The organism is Psychrobacter sp. CX16 (genome assembly GCF_057396245.1).
Window position 1 is genome coordinate 20,655 of the sequence record NZ_JBXYJF010000014.1, and the last position, 18,648, is coordinate 39,302.

Sequence of the window (18,648 nt, forward strand, 5' to 3'; positions counted from 1 at the left end):
TTAGCGTGGCTTTTGCATATATGAGTTTGCATCTTAAAGGGTTATTCACCAGAGTGGTATTAAACCCTAATCTACTGACTGCTACTAACAGTGACCATTTGGCTATTATTAGTCGATTGATTAGTCATTGCTTGGTTTGGTTTGGTTGAGTTAAACGACTTTGGTCAATCTGATCAGAGCGCAGTTCATTAGCAACAACGTAGTCCGTATCCATGTTTTCGACTTTATCACCAACATCGCTATCATTGTAAACTAGGCCAAAACCAAGAATACCCAACATACCGAAGGCAAAAATAACCGCAAATTTTTCTTTAGCTTTCAATTTTTGCATTATGAATCCTTTAACTGACGTGAATTATTCAGAAATCAGCTTGTTAATCTCGCTAATCATCACTGATAACGCTGATAAACCAACTTCTGTACCATTGAGCTTAGACATCTGATTGGCCATATCTTGAATAGATTGCTGATGCGCTTGTTGCCATTGCTCAAGTGCAGCAGCTGGCTTTTCTTGCGACAACAGTTTATTCATCATCTGACGCAGGCTACGTGTCAGCTCATTTAGCAGCGCATAGCGAGCACGTCTGTCCCAGTGGTCTTGCTGCGGTAGATGCTCAACTTGCAGCATTAACCAGTCAATATGCAAGTTCTGATACACCTCAAAATACAGCTCCGCAATCTCATCCACCGGACGATCATACTGCTCAGCTAATAAAGCTGTATCAAGGGCATCGATAGCGTATGGCAGTATAGCAAAGCTTTGTGCTTGCGTCTTCTCTAGACCTAAATCGGTTAGCTCTGATACATCTTCTTTTAAATGCGCTTCAAACTGCTGCGCAATAATACCTTGCGACTGGGTTAATTCAGAGACGCCATTTTTGAAGCGATCAATAGTTGATGCCACTTGCAAGTCACTACCAAAGGCATTGACTAGCCATACGATACCTTGCTCTAACACCGCCCGGATGCGCATCTCTAACTGTAGTAAAGTGACCGCATCAACTTCATTATCCAGCGATTCAAGCGTCTTCCAACTGTCGGTTACTTGAAAAATATCGCGTACAATCGCATAAGCGCGGATTAAAGTGGCTACACCTTGATTGGTCTCTTCAAACAGACGGAAGATAGCTTCAATACCAAGGCGATTAACCACACTGTTGGTCAAATAAGTACTGATAATTTCACGGTGTAAACGGTGACGAGTCATCTCATCAAAGAAGCGACTTGCCAGCTCATCTGGGAAATACTTGCGCAGCTCATTCACAAAGTACGAATCGTCAGGTAAGTCTGACTCTAATAGCTGCTCATACACCCACATTTTGCCATAAGCCAAGATAACCGCAAGCTCAGGACGGCTCATGCCTGTACCCGCTTTCATGCGCTGCTCAATAACCTCATCGCTAGGCAGGAACTCAATCGCTCTATCAAGACGACCTTGCGCCTCTAGATAATCAATAATACGCTTATGATCGGTTAGATTATCTGCACCATCTATATGGCTAAGCTCTAGCGCTTGTGGCTGCAAGTAGTTTTGACGTAGTACCAGTTGCGCCACTTCATCGGTCATACTCTTTAACAAGTCGTTGCGCTGTTTAGTGGTCATATCACCCTGCTCGACCACTTTGCCAAGTAAGATTTTGATATTAACTTCATGGTCCGAACAGTTTACGCCGCCTGAGTTATCGATAGCATCAGTATATAAATGACCACCCTTACCATCAGGGCCACCGTGTAAAGCATATTCAATACGGCCTTGCTGCGTGCAGCCTAAGTTACCCCCCTCACCAAATACTTTAGAGCGCACATCTTCACCGTTAACGCGCACCGCATCATTAGCACGGTCGCCCACATCGGCATGACTCTCTTCACGGCTCTTCACATAAGTACCGATACCACCATTCCAAATCAAATCAACCGGTGCAGTTAATAGACGGCTAATCAGCTCGTTCGGTGTTAGGCTGTCTTCCTCGATATCAAACGCTTCTTTCATCTCATCGGTAATGCTAATGGACTTATCCGAGCGAGAGAATACGCCGCCACCTTGGCTAATCAATGACTTGTTATAATCATCCCACGTTGAGCGCGGTAGATTAAACAGACGCTCACGTTCTTCGTATGACGCCTGAGTGTCGGGATTCGGATCAATAAAGATATGCAGATGGTTAAAGGCGGCTTGTAGTTTGATATGCTTTGATAACAGCATGCCGTTACCGAACACGTCACCACTCATATCGCCGATACCGACCACGGTAAAGTCATCTTTATTTTGGATATCAAGGCCAAGCATTCTAAAGTGACGTTTGACCGACTCCCAAGCACCGCGGGCAGTGATACCCATCGCTTTGTGGTCATAACCGACCGAACCGCCTGAGGCAAACGCATCATCAAGCCAGAAGCCATATTCTGCCGCCACGCCGTTAGCAATGTCTGAGAAGCTAGCGGTGCCTTTATCGGCTGCCACAACTAGATATGGATCATCTTCATCGTGACGCACAGTGTTGTCTGGGTGTACGACCTCACCATCGACTAAGTTATCAGTCACATCAAGCATACCGCGTAAGAAGGTTTGATAACATTCAATACCCTCTTTTTGGAACCCTTCTCGGCCATCAGCAGGACTTTTTTGCTTAACAATAAAGCCACCTTTTGAACCTACTGGCACAATGACCGCATTTTTGACCATTTGTGCTTTCACTAGACCCAATACTTCGGTGCGGAAGTCTTCCATACGATCTGACCAACGCAGGCCGCCACGTGCCACTTTACCGCCGCGTAAATGAATGGCTTCAACACGTGGTGAGTAGACAAAGATTTCAAACATAGGTTTCGGCTTAGGAAGGTTTGGTATCTTATCGGCTGCAAACTTAAAGGACAGTCTATCTTTACGATTGCCCTCATTATCACGTTGATAAAAGTTGGTACGCAACATGGCGTTAATTAAATCTAAGTACCATCGCAAAATTCTATCTTCATCTAAGCTCTCTACCTTGGCCAGCGCCGATTTTAATTGCTCTTGGCAGGCTTGCGACTTGTCGGCTCGCACGTCCTCTGAGTACTCAGGGTTCATACGTGCATCAAATAAGTCCGCAATCATCACTGCGATGTCGCCATTTTTCACCAAAGTCTGCTGAATATATTGACTTGAGAATGGTGCTTTGGCTTGTCGTATATAGCGCATTAATGCACGCAGTACCACCACTTCAAAAGTCCCCAAACGAGTCGCTAACACAAGCTCATTTAGTGAGTCACTCTCTACTCGCCCTGCCCAAATTTGCGCCAAGCTATCTTCAAATTGCTCACGCACTACAGCTAAATCAATGGTTTTTGCATTGTGCAGTGTCAGCTCATACTCTTGTAGCCACATTGGCTGCTCAGGAACATCAAACTCGTAGGTTTGCGCAGAAACCACCAGCACACCGAAGTTCTCTAAAATTGGCAGGATATTAGACAAGATTGTCGGCTGATTAAGACCATATAGTTTAAGATGCAGCTGATTACTGTCATCGCCGGTTGACTGATACAGCTTCCAAATCATTGGATTGCTGTCACTTAATGAGGCCAGACGCTTGGTATCTGCCACACCAGTGCGCACATCAAAGCGCTCTTTATAAGCAGCAGGAATGGTATTCAAATAACGTTTTAGTAGGCTATTGGCTTTTTGCTCACCTAAGGCTGCTACCATCACTTGTTGATACTGATCGCTCCAATCTTCCATTAAGCCATTGAGCTCATCTTCTAACTGTTCTAAATCGACCTCATTGACTTGACCTGGCTCAGTACGCACATGCACGTGCACGCGGGCATGGTACGATTCATCAAATTCCGTAGTAAATCCAGAAGAGGTCCCATTAAAGGCATCCACCAATGCTTGCTGTACCTTCAAGCGCATGTTGGTGTTGAATTTATCACGTGGAATATAAACGAGACAGGATACAAAGCGCTGATAATGATCGACACGACTAAACAGACGTAAACGCTTTTTGTCTTTTAACTGGGCAATGCCTGAAACAATCGGATACAGCTCATCAATACTTGCCTGGAATAAGTCATCACGTGGCAAGGTATTAATGATGTGCATGTACTTGTGATAGTTATAGCCATTTTTAGGGAAATCAGCCTGCTCCATGATTTTGTTGGCTTTTTCGCGCAGTAATGGGATTTGCTGTACGCTAAGCTGATACGCTTGTGAGGTTAATAGACCAATAAAGCGGTATTCGCCAATCAGACGGCCTGATTCATCATATTTATGAATCCCTAGAAAATCCATATACACCGGACGATGAATCGGTGATTGTTGGCTAGATTTAGACAGCAGAACCACGCGCGGCATGATGATTAAGGCTTTTAAGCTATCTGGCAGCTGTGCAAAGCTTCTTGACGGGGTGTCTTTGGTCACGCCATTTAATAATCCCAAACCGCTATTAGCTACCGAAATCAAATCAATAGTCGCTGCGGCATCGGCAGATAATCCTGTTGACGCATCGATATCTTTAGGCTGTAAGTTTTCACCCCCTTCAATACGGTACTCTCTAAAGCCTAAGAAGATAAAGTTGTCATTGGCAATCCACTCTAAAAACGCTTTAATCTCTTGCGCGCTATGATAGACCTCTGGCACAGGTACCATATCAAGCTCATCAGTAATCTGCTTAAGTTTACTGCGCATGGCTTGCCAATCGCCAACCACGGTATCTAAGGTAGATATCCTATATTTAATAGTATTACCCAAATCCTCCATGGTCTGATCATCGGTACGCTCAATCTCGCAGTGCACTAATGAAAAATAGCGGGTATCGCTATCTTGTACATCGTCAATACCGGTGATTTCGCCCGCATCATTTCGCTCGATATCAACAATGGTATTGTGAATACGGTGCACTTCTAGACCTTCCGCTTCAATACACATGGTGAGTGTATCCACTAAGAACGGCCTATTGTAAGCAACCAATTGCAGCACAGTACGGCTACTGTGGAAATGCTGCTCCTCCACGCTTGGGTTAAATAATCTTAGTGCGGGCTGATTGTCTTGATAGGATTTTAATAACACAAAATGGTGAAGCGCCATGCCGGCTAAGTCGACATCAGACTCGCGCTCGGCAGCACGTGCGGCTAGGCTTCGATAATAGACAGAAATAAAGTCTTGTAGCAGCTCTTTGTCTTTTCTGACATAGCCGCAGGCAATATTGCATATATTTTCAAGACGTTCAGCGCTTAAAGAAAGCGTGTTTTTCATTAGAGATCCCTTTGTTGATTGTTTATTGTTTGGTTTTTTGATTATTAGTTATAAAAACAAATTATTATAGAGCCATAATTACATGAGCTTTAGGTCTAGATTCTACTCCGTGTTCGGTTGATACTAAAGCGTTTAACAATGTTTCATCAATACCCCGCCCAATCATAATTATTAGTAGGGGGTTAGCAAACAAACTGTTCTTGAAATTGTCGAATTACTCAGATAGTGCCAAATTACTGCTTACCTTTGTAAATCTTTATAGCTGATTATACAACTGCTTATTATGTTAAAATGGTTAGTTAATAAACGATTCGTCTAAACTCTACTATCTTGAAAATTCTTATTTACCCCATAAATTAACAACTATCACTCTATTGCATAAACACCTTTATCAATAAAAGTGTTTAATTTAAGGACACGATTATGAGCTCCAATAACTCGGATTTTTTACACGCCCCTGTAGGAGATACAAAATCCCACTTATTGGCAACTGGCTACCAATTGCTTGCCAATAAAGGCTTTACTGCGGTCGGTATTAAGCAAATTTTAGACACCGCTGGCGTGCCTAAGGGCTCGTTCTATCATTATTTTGCCTCTAAAGAGGCGTTTGGTGAAGCCATTATCAAAGGCTACTTTGAGTATTATAAAAGCCGTCTTGAGTCTATATCTGGCGAAGACATCAGCGCTCAGCAAAAGCTATATAACTATTTTCAATACTGGTATAACACTCAGCAAAATGGCTGCGACCATGAGAAGTGCTTAGTCGTTAAGCTAAGTGGTGAAGTATCTGATATCTCAGACCCGATGCGTGAGGCATTGGCCGGCGGATATATGCAAACTATCAACTGGATTAGCGAGCAAATCAAAGATGGCTGGGAAGATGGCTCAATACCCAAAACCGAAGATATTGCGGCAGAGAGTATTGCTAAACGTTGGTATTATGCATGGCTTGGCGCCAGTCTGATTGCCAAGACCAGTCGCTCTAATGACTCACTGACTGAAGTATGGCAGATGACTACCTCTGAGCTTGGCCATTAATCTCATATTCTGGGATTAACTTGCCAGCCGAATAACGTATTCCTTGTCTTTATCTGTTAACTTTTCTCGCTTAACCTATCAGCTTAACCCCTCACACTTAGCCTAATTGACTCAGCAGGCTAATTAGACTTAATGTCACATTATCATCTGCTCTATCAATCTATACTGACTTCTGTTCTACCTGATTGACGCTCAACAATAGAACGTTAATTATGTCGTTTTGTAAAGTTACTAGCCGACCGGTCTAGTAATAATGTATTATACCGACAATATGATAAGCAGCTATGTTATAGATAGCTATCTCTTCATAGCATTGTCAGTTGATGACTAGCAAAGCCGTCTACTACATACCGCAACTGGTTTTAGTGACAGACAAAGCTATCAAGCCCCTTTAATAAAAGCTTATTTTAGAATCAACCCAAATCTTAAGGATTTTTTATGAACAATTTTCAATACTACAACCCAGTTCGCATTGTCTTCGGTGAAGGTCAAATCAAAGAATTATCAAACCTAGTGCCTAACGATGCCCGTGTTTTAATCACTTACGGCGGTGGCTCAGCCAAACGTACTGGTACTTTAGATGAAGTAAAAGACGCCCTTAATACTGGTGAGAACGCTCGTGAAGTGTTTGAGTTTGGTGGTATTGAGCCAAATCCTGAGTTCACCACACTAATGAAAGCAGCAGATAGGGTTAATGAAAACAACATCGACTTTATCTTAGCAGTCGGTGGTGGTTCAGTAATTGATGGCAGTAAATTTGTGGCGTTGGTTTCTCATCTAAAAGAAGAAGATGGCACTGTCTCTCGTGATCAAGCATGGGATGCCCTAACCAGCTATACCAAAGATATTGATTCAGCGGTTGATTTGGGTGCGGTTTTGACCATTCCTGCAACCGGTTCTGAAATGAACTCAGGCGGCGTAATCAACTATAGCGAACGTCAAGCAAAACTTCCGTTTGGCAACCCACTCGCCTATCCTAAGTTCTCAATTTTAGATCCTACCAAAACCTTAACGCTTCCTGAGCGTCAAGTGATGAATGGCGTGGCTGATGCCTTTGTACATGTGATGGAACAGTATTTAACATACCCAGTGAATGCTAAAGTACAAGACGCCTTTGCAGAGAGCTTACTAAAAATTCTTATCAGTGAAGGTAGAGCCGTTAAAGCAAACCCAGATGATTTAGAAGTACGTAAAAACATCATGTGGACTGCAACTATGGCATTAAACAGCCTAATCGGTACTGGCGTGCCTCAAGATTGGACCACACACATGATTGGCCACGAGCTAACCTCATTACACAGTATTGACCATGCCCGTACGTTGACTATCGTACTTCCTTCATTAATGCGTGAATTAAAAGACAGCAAAAAAGACAAGCTACTTCAATATGCACGTCAAGTTTGGAACATCAATGCTGATGATAGTAAAGACGACGCTGCTGTGATTGAAGAAGCGATTGTACGTACTGAAAGCTTCTTTAAAGAGTTAGGATTGCCTATCAATCTTCTGGATGCTGATTTAGATGATACTGCGATTGAACCTATCGTTAACCAGCTAAAAGCACATGGTATGACTGAGCTTGGTGAACATAAATCCAATGATTTAGAAGTATCACGCCGTATCTTACAACGTGCTGCAAAAGCTTAATAGAAATACGTTAGGCACTGTTACTAGACTTGTGCATAGTCCAACAAAAGCACGACAGACCTGCTAATTGGCTGACCTACAATGACCACTGAGCCAATTAGCAGGGTGCTGGTTACTCCGTACAATTCATATAAGAAATACTATAAATAATAAGGATAAAAACCATGAGTTTTGACAAAATTCAATCAAATAACACCAACCGTCAAGTTAAACTTGCCAGCCGTCCACAGGGTAAGCCAGTTGATGATAACTTTGAACTAACAACCTCAGAGATTCCTAGCGCCGGCGATAATGAGATGCTACTGCGCACCTTATATCTATCGCTTGACCCTTATATGCGTGGCCGTATGAGCGATGCCAAAAGCTACGCTGACCCGCTAGCCGTGGGTGATGTGATGTTAGGCGCGACCGTCTCTCAAGTGGTCGAATCTAATGTAGATGGCTTTAGCAAAGGCGATATCGTCATTGCTTATTCAGGCTGGCAAGACTACTGCGTCAGCAATGGCGAGGGCGTTTATAAATTAACCAACGACATGACCAATCCATCATATGGCTTGGGCGTACTTGGTATGCCAGGATTCACAGGCTATATGGGTCTCACTGATATCGGTAAACCAAAAGCAGGCGAAACCTTAGTGGTAGCGGCAGCAACAGGCCCTGTGGGTGCAACGGTCGGTCAAGTAGGTAAACTACATGACCTAAGAGTTGTCGGTGTTGCCGGTAGTGCAGATAAATGCAAATACGCGGTTGAAGAATTAGGCTTCGATGCTTGTATTAATCACCGCGCTGACGATTTTGAAGCGCAGTTAGCCGCAGCATGTCCTGACGGCATTGACATCTATTATGAAAACGTCGGTGGCCGTGTGTTTGATGCGGTATTACCGTTATTAAACGCGCATGCACGTATTCCAGTATGTGGCCTTGCCGCACACTACAATCAAACTGAGCTGCCAGATGGTAAAGACCGTTTAAGCTTACTGATGAGCACTATCTTAAGACAGCGCTTAACCGTTAAAGGCTTTATTATCTTTGAAGAATATGGTGATCACTTCCCAGAGTTTTTGCAAACCATGGGTAAATGGGTCTCTGAGGGCAAAATAAAAACCAAAGAACACGTCGTTGATGGTCTAGGCAATGCGCCACAAGGCTTTGTGGATATGCTAGAGGGTAATAACTTCGGTAAGACCGTAGTTAAAGTTGCTGATCCAGAATAACCCGAGTAGCAACAAGGCGCTTACCACACAGCACTAGATATAAGCAGTTACATAAGAAGAGATGAGAAGGATAATTATGAAAATCTTAATGGTATTAACCTCACACGAACGTCTTGCCGATACGGGTAAGAAAACAGGCTTTTGGTTAGAAGAATTTGCTGCTCCATACTATGCATTTAAAGATGCCGGTGCAGATATTACTTTGACCTCACCTGCCGGCGGTCAACCACCCCTTGATCCAAACAGTGATACGCCAGACGCTCAGACTGAATTTACCGAGCGCTTTAAGCAAGACACTGCGGCAAAAGAGCAATTAGCGACCACTCATAAACTGGCTGATATCAATGCTGCCGATTATGACGCGGTATTCTACCCAGGTGGCCATGGCCCAATGTGGGACTTAGCGATTGATAAAAAATCAATCTCATTAATTGAAGACTTTGTAAATACCGATAAGCCAGTAGCCTTCGTTTGCCATGCGCCTGCGGCGCTTAAAAATGTAAAAGTCAGTGGTGAGTATTTAGTAAAGGATAAGAAAGTAACCGGCTTTAGTAATACCGAAGAACAGGCCGTTGGTCTAGCTGACGTGGTGCCGTTTTTATTAGAAGATGCACTGCAAGACAATGGCGGTAAGTATGAGAAAGGCGCGGATTGGCAGTCATATGTGGTAGAAGATGGCCTACTAATAACTGGTCAAAACCCTGCTTCATCTGAGGACGTTGCCAAACGCTTAATCAAAAAACTACAAGCTTAATTAATACCTCTACTCGGAATTATTTTATGATTACCTTACATCATTTAAATCAATCACGCTCGCTACGTATCTTATGGCTACTTGAAGAATTGGGTCAGCCTTATGACGTAGTCAGCTACCAGCGTAATGCGGAGACTCACTTAGCGCCTGAAAGCTTAAAAGAGATTCATCCACTGGGTAAGTCGCCTGTTATTGAGCTCGATGGTCAAGTGATTGCTGAATCAGGCGCCATTACCCAAGTATTGATTGAGCGATTTGATGCTGATCGTCTGCGCCCTGCTATCGATAGCAAAGATTATGCTAGCTACTTGCAATGGATGGACTTTTCAGAAAGCTCGCTGATGGTTCCTTTATTGCTTGAGCTATTTACTCAATCAGCTGGTGTGACTGATAATGACTTCTTGAACGGTTATATCGCTAAAGAGAAGCATAATTTGCTTAGTTACTTAAACGATGAGTTAGAGGGTAAAACCTACATCGTTGGCGATAAACTAACCGGTGCTGATTCTATGCTGTCCTTTGATTTAATTATGCTAGATCAGCGCGGCTTGTTGGATGAGTATCCAAATATCAAAGCCTATGCACAAAACTTGGCCAAGCTTGAGAGCCACCAACGTGCTTTAGAGCTTGAGGCGAAGTACGATATGTCAAAATAATGGGCATTTGATATCACTTATATAGCGTCAAAAAAAGCAGACTCATTAAAATGGGTCTGCTTTTTTACGCAAGCTCGTTTTCTTTAGTATCGGCAAACAGGCGTTCTACTGGCAGCTGACATATCTACCCTCTAGGTTAATACACATCTGCGCTCCATTTGCAGCATTACCCACCCAAGCCTTGCCACCAGTGAAGACGAACGGCTGAGCGCCTTTATACGTCGCGTCTCTACTGCGGCTAACGGCTGACTCATTATAATCAAAAGGAATGACCAGCTCGCCTGCCAAATTCACAAAGCCCCATTTATCATCCATACGCACGCCGGCAAGACCCTCAGAGAAAGGCATGACCTGATTAAAAGAGAAGGTAATCATAGGTACGCTGTTTCTATTCACAAAACCCCATTTACCATCACGCTTCTCCGGTTGCCACACTTCTACTTCTCTGCCCATCAAGCTTGGCATCGGTCGCTCAATAACCGCAGTAGATGCCGGCTCTGAGCGAACGACAGCAGCCGGCGTACGAGTCACAGGCTTCAAGTCATGGCTCACTGTCGGCGCGGGCGTAGGTGCAGGTCGACTGGCAACAACAATGGGCCTATTCGGTCCCGCAGTTGGCTTACCCTGATTATCAAACCACTGAACGCCATTGCGAGTACTCACTCTGGCAAGGTTATTGGTATAGTCGCTGATGCTTTGGTAATTGGACGAAAACGGCACAATAACACGGTTATTGGTGTCAATGACCCCAAATTTGCCGCCCTTTTTGACCACAATACGGTTATTACTCACCGCTCGTGACCAACCCTTGGTCTGATTGTCACCTCTAATCATATCGTAAATCGCAGGAATCACTTCGCGGCCAGACATATTGACATAGCCCACACGCCCCATTCTTTGTACTGGCAACAGGCCACTATTAATTTTGCTGACATCCACAGCATTATAGCGTGATAAATCCGCCACCCTACGCCCTTGCTTATTAATCAAGGCGACTGGCTGACCAGAGTCCTTTAGTGCCAAATAATAGCTGTCACTGGCAGTACAAAACACATTGGAGTAATAGCTTTTGGGAATCTGACAGGCATAAGCAGGCGTGCTAAGCGCGCCAAGACTGGCACTGATGGCCAGTACTTTGAGAGCGACTGCATAAGCAGGGCCCTTGTTGAATTTAAAAGTCATGCGTCGGTTACTGACAGATTTTGGCATCATAATATATTGAGTGTTACGGGGGTTTTTGAGAATGGATAAAGCAATCGAAACTAAATACTGTTTAGCGAACAGAAATTTTGCTAAAAAAAAGACGAAGCACATACTCAGCGTACGCCTGCTTCGCCTATCATAATAAAAATAACAGAAATAGAGTGTGTAAACCACCCTCTTATTAATTTATTTCAATTAAGCAATACTAGGGCGTGTGGAACATTCGCAAATTAGCACTGCTGATAGCTAAAATTGTTTCAGACTAGGCGTAAACCGTCGTTAATGTCTAGACCTTGACTAGGTTTGCAACAACGTCTGGGGCGATTTTAGCATCAGCCTCACTCGAGCACAGCTCTCGCCTTGCGAACGGGCAAAGCAGTGCTTTGCTTAATCCGTTCTCAGGGGCGGGACTCTTTTTTGCCAATAGTTTGCGAAATTGTCTAACTTAGAATGACTAAGCGTCAAAAATTTCACTGCATATTGACTAAAAAATAGTCGCCGCCAGTGCCATGGTCGAATGTTCCACACGCCCTAAAGAAGGCCCTGATAGATAAATCAGGCTTTCTAATATAACGGCTTATTCCTTTAGCTAATTGGCTATCAGAGCGCTATGTTTTGTTAAAAAACTTCTGTTCAAACCAAGTGTTCATAAACACATTGTTAGGGTCGTACTCGCTACGAATTTGCAAGAAGCGGTTTAAATTAGGATATAAGGCGTGCAACTCATCAGTGGTTAGCTTATTAACCTTACCCCAATGTGGCCTGCCCTGCCATTTTTTCATATATTCATAGACCCAGTTAAACAGCGGCTCACTGTCGATGCCTTTATAGACGTGGAAGGACAATACCGCACAGTCCTCGCCTTGAGTCGGGCTTAGCATACCAGTCTCGCCTTTGTGGGTGCGCACCTCAATTGGGAAATGCGAGTTTTTATTATCAGCGAGCAAAATATCATTGACCTCGGTGATACAGGCATCAAAGTCTGATAGCTTAATAAAGTACTCAGACTCGTTAAACTTTACCCCACGCGGCGTCGGGAAAACCTCATAGCTATAGCCTTCACGGTACGTGTTCGGGATAGAGTTTGCAGATATCTGGCTAACCTTTTTGGTCAATTTAGGATTCATGCGTGCTATTTCTGATAACAAGTAAAAGGCACCGTTTAAAGTCACTATGCTGTCAAAGCCATCTTTAATTTTTTGACTGCGCTTCATCGGCTGCGGTGGTATCACAGACAAGGTTTTTTGCTGTAGCTTGTTGGTACCAGGGAATAAAAACCACTCCATGTGTCTATGACTTCGTGCGGCATCATGAAACCCTCCCAGCCCTTCTTTAAACTCTAAACGCTCATTTGATTCGCGTAGGCCATACAAATCAACCACCTTAATGGTCAACTTGGTAAATACACCAAGCATACCCAGACTTGCATGCAGCGCATTGCCCAGTTCATCGGTTTTTGGGTCACCACGTCTATGCGTATGCACTTCACCGCGCCCATCTACCCACTCCCACGCCACGACCTGATTGGCAATAGAACCTAGAGTAATACCGGTGCCATGCGTCGCCGTACTGGCAGCGCCAGCAATAGTCTGTGCTTGCACGTCACCCATATTCTCAAGCGCAAAGCCATGCTCTCGTAGTGCCTCACCAATCTCATATAAATAAGTGCCGGCATGCAAGGTCGCAAGCTTATTCTCTTTATCAACAGAGATTAGACCACGCATGTTATGCAAACTAACTGCTATCTCTTCAGGCTTAGCGCAGCCACTAAACGAATGCGCCGCACCAGTAACTCGTACTCGCTTATTCTCTGCGCGCGCTGTTTTAATAATCTGTTGTAGCTCTTCGACCGACGATGGTGTCAGCTTTTGTTCTGGCTCGGCAGTGACGTAACTGACCCAATTCTCCCAATGATTACTGCTTTGCCACTGTTTTAATGAAAACATTTTCCCTCTCCTCGATACGTTGTCATAGTACGGGCAGATCCTTCTGCCATTACAGTTTGTGAATTGCGGTAGCAAACCAGCTCATTAAAGTGCTCACACAGCTCGCCTGCCTTCGCATGACGACACCAGACATATGAGCCGATTGCCGGCACTTGCCCATTTGGCCTCTGCTTTATATCTACAGCAAAGGGTGTCTGCACCTCGCCATACCCTTCATCGGATAAGATAGATAGTCCTTTGGGGTGCTGCACCACAGGCGCTTTGTCTATACCGGTTGCGCCTGATGCGATAAAGCCGCCACCGTGACAAGTTATGACCTTCTTCTCAGGCTGGCGGGTTACTGGCAATACAAAACCTGCCGCAGGCTGATACTCATTCATACTGTCCATATAATCAAAGTAAGCCGGCTTATAATAAGCAGAGCCCACGGTAATCTCTGTCACTTCTGGCTGACTAGACGTGAAATCCATACTGCCACTACCGCCGCCATTGACAATCTTTAAGTCATAGCCTTGCTTAACAATCCATTTGACCAGTGACCCACGGCGCTGACTGACTTGTTTTTTAGAGCGCTGTTTGAGCATTTTGATAGCAGGGCTGAGCATGGTTTTGCCCGGTAGATGCTCTGGAAGACCAGCAATTTGAGCCTCATAGCCCATGAGTGCTGCTACTTTGATGTGACGATGATTATTGATATATTTGAGTAAATTCTTAACATCTTTTTTGTTCATGAGCGCCGAGCGCTTGGTGCCAAAATACAGCTTAGGCAGCGGCATGGACATATTAATATCCAAACATACCTCAATGGTTGTATTGTGCTCTTTGGCTACTTGGCTTAACAGGTCTACTTGCTCAGGGCGATCTACCATCCATACCATGGTCGCGCCTTGCTGCGTATATTCAAAAGTTTGAGCCACGCTTTGGACATCTATCGTAGGATACGCGCAGAGAATATTGTCGAATCCATTTTGCAATAGATACAGCGATTCGTCGGCAGCATAAGACATCAACCCTATAAAATGCGGCGATTTATCACGGATATAGTTAAGAACGTCAAGAGAGCGAATTGACTTGGTAGCTAGGCGCAGATAAACGGCTTTGGTTTGTCGATTGACCTGCTTAATATTGTGGTCAAGTGCGTCCATATCGAGCCACGCACTGGGGGCATTAGGTGGGATTATTTTCGTAAAATCCATTTTACGGTCCTTTTATGATTCTAAAACACAGACTAGTGTTTATATTGTTGCTTAAGCATGATACTAAAAAATTAATGTTTTTCCTACATAAGCTTTAGGGCTTTTTCCATTAAATATGATTGACATCATAAAAATACCCTTATAAAGCGCTTCTTGTTGTCAATATTTATTAGTACAGCAATTACACAAACAAGCGCTAACTGTCGTTATATCACTTAAGTAAAGCCTCAATCTTATCTCTCTACCACTGAGTCTTGAATTTTTATGCACAATGTGGATAACTGTCTTCGGCTTTCAATATTCTTCTAAACATAGACTAAAGCGGTGCTGTCGCTTATCATAGGTAAACCCTGTTATTTATTCTATAAGCTGCCTGATAAACCGCTTGATAAATGATGACCCAATACCTGTTTAATAACTACTTAATTGGACCATGCAATGAAAAAGGGATGTTTGTTTTTATTCAGCCTATTTACCTGCCATACTGCGATTGCTGAATCGGATGTCGATCAAACGTTAAAATCTATCGGTCTGGTTGACGAGAACTATGTATATATAGATGACGAGGCTTTGGTGACAGAGTTTTTTAGATACACCACGAATCAATATGCACAATCCTTGCCAACAAATCTGAATAGCTTTATCCAAATGTATAGCGCAATGATGACGCCTTATTTGGGTAACTTTGAGGCAATCTATACTATCCCTTTTAATGATGAAGATAAAGCAGCCATTGCACAGGAGCTGTCTTCAAAAGAGGTACTTCAAAACGCTTGTATTGATTATTATATTCCTCATGAGTTCATGCTTGCGAACAATTACACCCTTATTTATTCTTATTCAGATCAGAATTTCCGCCCTATTGCCAAAGTGACCATGAAGCTCGAAGATATTTGTTTGATTAATCCAAAAAAACCAGATGAACCTAAAGATGGTAAAGTTTCATTTATTCCTATGGATGCATTATCTGAAGATGCAAAACTTATAAAACAAGATATTAAAGACTACAAAGACGTATCAAAAGGATTTACTTCATTTGCAGACAATGATGTATTGATTGCGAAAATTACACCTTGTTTTGAGAATGGGAAAGGTGCTTTTGTTGAAGGGTTAATGAATAGAATTGGCTTTGGATCAACTGAATTTCACGTACTTAGAGCTAATAAATACACCTGTTCCAAGTTTATATATTACTTAAGTTTAACAGACATATTTAGAGGTCGGGGTAAGTTAAATATGCAAGGGTCAGCGGGTCATAGACGTGTTACTACTGACTATATTAAAGCCTATAAACTAACTGTACCACCCTCACTCGAAGAACAACAAAAAATCGCTGCGGTATTAACCAATGCCGATAAAGAAATCGAATTGCTTGAGCAACAGCTTGCTGATTTAAAGCAGGAGAAAAAGGCGTTGATGCAAGTGTTGTTGACGGGTAAAAAGCGGGTTAAGGTGGTATCTACCGTTTAAAATTATAGGAGTTTGCACACAGTGATGAGTATGAAATCCAGAAAATTATTCACCAAAGTCTATACTGCATTTCAAAAATGGTAACAGGGCACTATGACGCCCCATAAAAATAATCCGAATTTGACTGTAATATTTATAGGCTGTAATTATGAATTAGGTTGGACTGCCAAATAGGTTGGATGTGTAATCAAATGGTATTTAAAACATTGGAAATTGCTATTTATTTCTACAGAGATAATTCATAATATCAAAGTGTATAGGTGAGTCTGGCTCTGGTGTTTGAAGAGATCTAAACTGGTCAACAGTGTCACTACCTATTTTAAAGTCCTGATACATATTGATATCAAAAAACGATATTGACTCAATCTCGCTTACAGGAATCAGCATTGAAGCCTTATCAGCACGTTCTGGATTGTAACAGATGCCTTTAGATGTTTTCTTAACAATGCCATGTTTTAGATAGACCTCTAAATAATTACAGTCTAAGTGCATATGTAGGTTTTCTTTGGCACGGTATCCACTTAACATAGGTAATATAATCAAGGTTTCATCAGGTCCACTCTTAAAGTCTTCTTTGAGCAAGACACCGACATACACCTTGCCTGAACTAAGAGATATTTTGAGATAGGAAGAGTTTTCAAGCGCTGTTATGATAATGCTCATCATGCCATCTAACTTTTTTAAAGCACTTAAATCTGGTGCGGCATCTAGTAGGTTCAAACGTATTTCATTAACGATCAAAGACGCTATCAAGACTATAAGACCGAAAATTAGTTTTACGTAACTGTTATTAATAAGCGTTGTTATATGAGGTTCAAACACGTTTAAATTAAGTATATCCCACGATAGTAGGCTACCTATAAATAAAAGAATAATATATATCATTACTAACACTGAACTAGCTATGGCAACTGAAATTGCACCATCAGCACCTAGCATGACATATGAAACCCAACCAGAACTTCGCTTGAGTTTGTAGTTCTTTTCATCTACCTTTGCGTTTATTCTATACCCAAGCAAGAGAATTAAAAGAACAACGAGAACAGCCATAGTTTAACTGTCTTCATAAGCAGGCGACAGTGATGACATTTTTGCTTGTATTGATATTTGGCTTTCTAATTTAGCTCTCACTTCTGGATTATTGTAGTTAGATCTAACATTTCCATATTCATCAATTAAGAGCTTACCGTTACGACTTAACTTAACCTTCGGTTTATTAATTCCAAATGCTTTTTCTATGAAGTTACGTTCTCTTGAATTTTTCATATCCATCTCCTTTATAAATATATTCTACGATGGTATTCATATATCTTAGCTATTACACTACTTTTTGGGGCAACAAGCAATATTAATTTTGTGTGTCATTGCAGAATAATTAAAGTAAATTTTAAAAAAACTACTTGTTGAACCTTTTGAATTTATAGCTGCAAACTTTGCCTTAGGTGCGGTTTAGCCCCGATTGCAGCGGTATACTGCTTGAATAGGCGATTTGCGGTGGCAAGTGCTGGCGTGGCTACGCGAAGCAAGAGACATGCCAGCACTTAGCCAACGCCGAGTATAAGCAAGCAGATATAGCGGAAAGCGGGATTGGCTACTTAGGCAGTGCTGTACGCTCTGCATAGTGACTTATAGACATCATGCTTTTGGCTGTATCGTCACATAAATATTATGATAAGGTACGCTTGCTTATCTTAAATAAATCTAGGCATTAAACAAACCAAGGATGACCTAACTTGCCCACCAAAAAGAACCGTCTCAAAACTGTCGTTAATACTGTTAATAAATTCTTTATACCGCCTTTGGTGGGTGCGCTCGTGCTCGCTATCGCTTATGTCATTAGTCTGCAGTTTGATAGCCTGATACAGAGCCTTGAGTTGCCCTTTAGCGCAGAGCTTATCAGCTTTGTCAAAACCCTATATGTATTTTATTTCTTCTATATATTGGTTTATATTCCATTTTTTATTTACCTGACGTTGCTAAAAGTATTTGGCAAGCTTAGTCTGGTGACTGTGCTGGTTAGCGGCTTTGTCTATGGGCTGTCGCCGCTGTTGTTTAGCAGACGTGGCAGCAGCGTATCGGTTGATGACATTATACTGCTGACGGTTATTGTCGTAAGTGGTGTAATATGTGCCGGTTGTTATTATTGGCTGGATAGACGGCTGTCGAGATAAGCCATTGATGCGCACGATAAAAGCGTCACTTGGGGACACCTTGTATAAGGACACATTGTTTAAAGCGGTTCATTTAGAGATAATAAGAATAACACACCTAAGCACACCGACCCAGCCCTACCA

14 protein-coding genes are annotated in these 18,648 nt (G+C 42.6%); 7 read left to right on the forward strand and 7 right to left on the reverse strand.

Annotated features, from left to right (window positions below; genetic code table 11):
* Positions 1-124: 124 nt before the first annotated feature.
* Both AC2SLM_RS06845 and AC2SLM_RS06850 read right to left on the reverse strand, forming a co-directional pair.
* On the reverse strand, positions 125-331 hold the full coding sequence (locus AC2SLM_RS06845; protein ID WP_486552818.1) for a hypothetical protein: 207 nt from the start codon (positions 329-331) through the stop codon (positions 125-127).
* 24 nt (positions 332-355) lie between these two features.
* Complete coding sequence (locus AC2SLM_RS06850; RefSeq protein WP_486552819.1) at positions 356-5,230, reverse strand: NAD-glutamate dehydrogenase; 4,875 nt, start codon at positions 5,228-5,230, stop codon at positions 356-358.
* A 423-nt stretch (positions 5,231-5,653) separates the two neighbouring features.
* Here AC2SLM_RS06850 and AC2SLM_RS06855 point away from each other — a divergent pair, with 423 nt between their 5' ends.
* The 5 genes from AC2SLM_RS06855 to AC2SLM_RS06875 all read left to right on the forward strand — a co-directional run bounded on the left by AC2SLM_RS06855 (position 5,654) and on the right by AC2SLM_RS06875 (position 10,539).
* Positions 5,654-6,268 carry a TetR/AcrR family transcriptional regulator gene (locus AC2SLM_RS06855; RefSeq protein ID WP_486543004.1) on the forward strand — a complete coding sequence of 205 codons (615 nt, stop codon included), beginning with the start codon at positions 5,654-5,656 and terminating at the stop codon, positions 6,266-6,268.
* Between the two features lie 438 nt (positions 6,269-6,706).
* On the forward strand, positions 6,707-7,915 hold the full coding sequence (locus AC2SLM_RS06860) for an iron-containing alcohol dehydrogenase (RefSeq protein WP_486552820.1): 1,209 nt from the start codon (positions 6,707-6,709) through the stop codon (positions 7,913-7,915).
* Positions 7,916-8,079: 164 nt separating this feature from the next.
* Entirely contained in the window at positions 8,080-9,129 is a 1,050-nt protein-coding gene (locus AC2SLM_RS06865; protein ID WP_486552821.1) for an NADP-dependent oxidoreductase, read from the forward strand.
* Positions 9,130-9,205: 76 nt separating this feature from the next.
* Complete coding sequence (locus AC2SLM_RS06870; RefSeq protein WP_486552822.1) at positions 9,206-9,883, forward strand: type 1 glutamine amidotransferase domain-containing protein; 678 nt, start codon at positions 9,206-9,208, stop codon at positions 9,881-9,883.
* A 26-nt stretch (positions 9,884-9,909) separates the two neighbouring features.
* Positions 9,910-10,539 carry a glutathione S-transferase family protein gene (locus tag AC2SLM_RS06875; protein ID WP_486552824.1) on the forward strand — a complete coding sequence of 210 codons (630 nt, stop codon included), beginning with the start codon at positions 9,910-9,912 and terminating at the stop codon, positions 10,537-10,539.
* 105 nt (positions 10,540-10,644) lie between these two features.
* Here the strand turns inward: AC2SLM_RS06875 and AC2SLM_RS06880 are convergent, their stop codons facing one another.
* The 3 genes from AC2SLM_RS06880 to AC2SLM_RS06890 all read right to left on the reverse strand — a co-directional run bounded on the left by AC2SLM_RS06880 (position 10,645) and on the right by AC2SLM_RS06890 (position 14,884).
* Positions 10,645-11,751, reverse strand: a complete 1,107-nt coding sequence (locus AC2SLM_RS06880; protein ID WP_486552825.1) for a WG repeat-containing protein — start codon at positions 11,749-11,751, stop codon at positions 10,645-10,647.
* A gap of 599 nt (positions 11,752-12,350) precedes the next feature.
* Positions 12,351-13,688, reverse strand: a complete 1,338-nt coding sequence (locus AC2SLM_RS06885; protein ID WP_486552827.1) for a D-arabinono-1,4-lactone oxidase — start codon at positions 13,686-13,688, stop codon at positions 12,351-12,353.
* Positions 13,676-14,884, reverse strand: coding sequence for an alanine racemase (locus AC2SLM_RS06890; RefSeq protein WP_486552829.1), 1,209 nt, complete (start codon positions 14,882-14,884; stop codon positions 13,676-13,678). Before AC2SLM_RS06890 ends, AC2SLM_RS06885 begins: the two co-directional genes overlap by 13 nt.
* Before the next feature lie 438 nt (positions 14,885-15,322).
* Here AC2SLM_RS06890 and AC2SLM_RS06895 point away from each other — a divergent pair, with 438 nt between their 5' ends.
* Positions 15,323-16,354: a restriction endonuclease subunit S gene (locus tag AC2SLM_RS06895; protein ID WP_486552831.1), complete on the forward strand. Its 1,032-nt coding sequence runs from the start codon at positions 15,323-15,325 to the stop codon at positions 16,352-16,354.
* A gap of 216 nt (positions 16,355-16,570) precedes the next feature.
* On the opposite strand, the gene AC2SLM_RS06900 is transcribed toward AC2SLM_RS06895, so the two are convergent.
* Together AC2SLM_RS06900 and AC2SLM_RS06905 are read right to left on the reverse strand one after the other, a co-directional pair.
* A complete protein-coding gene (locus AC2SLM_RS06900) occupies positions 16,571-17,404 on the reverse strand; it encodes a hypothetical protein (protein WP_486552833.1) in 834 nt (277 codons plus the stop codon).
* 3 nt (positions 17,405-17,407) lie between these two features.
* Positions 17,408-17,620 (reverse strand): hypothetical protein, encoded by a 213-nt coding sequence (locus AC2SLM_RS06905; RefSeq protein WP_486543028.1) that lies wholly within the window; start codon positions 17,618-17,620, stop codon positions 17,408-17,410.
* A gap of 467 nt (positions 17,621-18,087) precedes the next feature.
* Between AC2SLM_RS06905 and AC2SLM_RS06910 the strand changes: the two genes are divergently transcribed.
* Positions 18,088-18,525 carry a hypothetical protein gene (locus AC2SLM_RS06910; protein WP_486552834.1) on the forward strand — a complete coding sequence of 146 codons (438 nt, stop codon included), beginning with the start codon at positions 18,088-18,090 and terminating at the stop codon, positions 18,523-18,525.
* The last annotated feature ends 123 nt before the right edge of the window (positions 18,526-18,648 follow it).

Coding starts and splice junctions, on each gene's coding strand:
- AC2SLM_RS06900 (WP_486552833.1), bottom strand. CDS start 17,404: ATGGCTGTTCTCGTTGTTCTTTTAATTCTCTTGCTTGGGTATAGAATA.
- AC2SLM_RS06905 (WP_486543028.1), bottom strand. CDS start 17,620: ATGAAAAATTCAAGAGAACGTAACTTCATAGAAAAAGCATTTGGAATT.
- AC2SLM_RS06850 (WP_486552819.1), bottom strand. CDS start 5,230: ATGAAAAACACGCTTTCTTTAAGCGCTGAACGTCTTGAAAATATATGC.
- AC2SLM_RS06885 (WP_486552827.1), bottom strand. CDS start 13,688: ATGTTTTCATTAAAACAGTGGCAAAGCAGTAATCATTGGGAGAATTGG.
- AC2SLM_RS06880 (WP_486552825.1), bottom strand. CDS start 11,751: ATGATGCCAAAATCTGTCAGTAACCGACGCATGACTTTTAAATTCAAC.
- AC2SLM_RS06890 (WP_486552829.1), bottom strand. CDS start 14,884: ATGGATTTTACGAAAATAATCCCACCTAATGCCCCCAGTGCGTGGCTC.
- AC2SLM_RS06860 (WP_486552820.1), top strand. CDS start 6,707: ATGAACAATTTTCAATACTACAACCCAGTTCGCATTGTCTTCGGTGAA.
- AC2SLM_RS06845 (WP_486552818.1), bottom strand. CDS start 331: ATGCAAAAATTGAAAGCTAAAGAAAAATTTGCGGTTATTTTTGCCTTC.
- AC2SLM_RS06875 (WP_486552824.1), top strand. CDS start 9,910: ATGATTACCTTACATCATTTAAATCAATCACGCTCGCTACGTATCTTA.
- AC2SLM_RS06895 (WP_486552831.1), top strand. CDS start 15,323: ATGAAAAAGGGATGTTTGTTTTTATTCAGCCTATTTACCTGCCATACT.
- AC2SLM_RS06855 (WP_486543004.1), top strand. CDS start 5,654: ATGAGCTCCAATAACTCGGATTTTTTACACGCCCCTGTAGGAGATACA.
- AC2SLM_RS06870 (WP_486552822.1), top strand. CDS start 9,206: ATGAAAATCTTAATGGTATTAACCTCACACGAACGTCTTGCCGATACG.
- AC2SLM_RS06865 (WP_486552821.1), top strand. CDS start 8,080: ATGAGTTTTGACAAAATTCAATCAAATAACACCAACCGTCAAGTTAAA.